1 protein-coding gene is annotated in these 750 nt (G+C 62.5%); it reads right to left on the bottom strand.

Features of this window, described 5'->3' with window-relative positions:
• Positions 1-684 (bottom strand): cofactor assembly of complex C subunit B (locus tag NW819_RS14100; protein WP_414414131.1); only part of this gene is annotated, 684 nt, incomplete at its 3' end.
• Positions 685-750: the final 66 nt, after the last annotated feature.

Below are 750 nucleotides of genomic sequence, written 5' to 3'. Positions count from 1 at the left end.
TCTCCCAGGGGGAGAGGGGAGTAGGGTGGCTGCTAGCTTGTCGGCAATGGCGGCAATCCAGGCTTGCTCCTGCCGGCTGAAGCTGCGTGGGGTATCGCTCCCCAAAATCAAGCACCCTCGCTGGCCGATGGGCTGGCACAGCACGGCCTGGGATCCGGGGGGCAACAGGCCATCGAACTCGGCGCGGGCCGGGAACAGCTTGAGATCCACCAAATACACGGGCCGCCCCGTCTGCAAGACCCGCTGTAAAACGCTCTTGGGCTGAATGGAGGGCATCTGGCCGGGGGTGGCTAGGATCCCCCGTTGCAGGAGGGTTCGCCCACCCACCCAGATCACCACGGTGCGGGCGGCGGTGGTGCTGAGCAGGGTATGGGAGGCCCAAGCCAGCTCCAGTTTCTCGCTTTCGGAAAGATCGGGATGCCAATCACAGCCGGGGATCCCCTGCAGGGGGGCCGTTTGGGGTGGAAGAGGCTGGATCTGCTGCCACAGCAGGCCGGTCAGGATCAAAACGGCGCTGAGGAGGATCCCCAAGGCATCTGAACGGGACTGGCTGGTAAGCAATTCCGGCGTAAAGGCCAGTCGATTAATAACCAAAAGGACGCTGCCCAAAAGGCCGGTCACCAGAGGCAGCCGCCTCACCCAGCGATTGGGATCCCTGGGGGCTGGAGTGGGTTCAACCGTCAAGGCAGGCTAGGCATAACCTAGAGGAAGTAACGGGAGAGAAGGGAGAAGCTGATACATTTACGCTGA

The organism is Synechococcus sp. R8-2 (assembly GCF_047461715.1).
Classification (GTDB): domain Bacteria; phylum Cyanobacteriota; class Cyanobacteriia; order Thermostichales; family Thermostichaceae; genus Thermostichus.
Note: the sequence above shows the minus strand (reverse complement) of the source record. Positions and strands in the feature narration are given on the sequence as shown.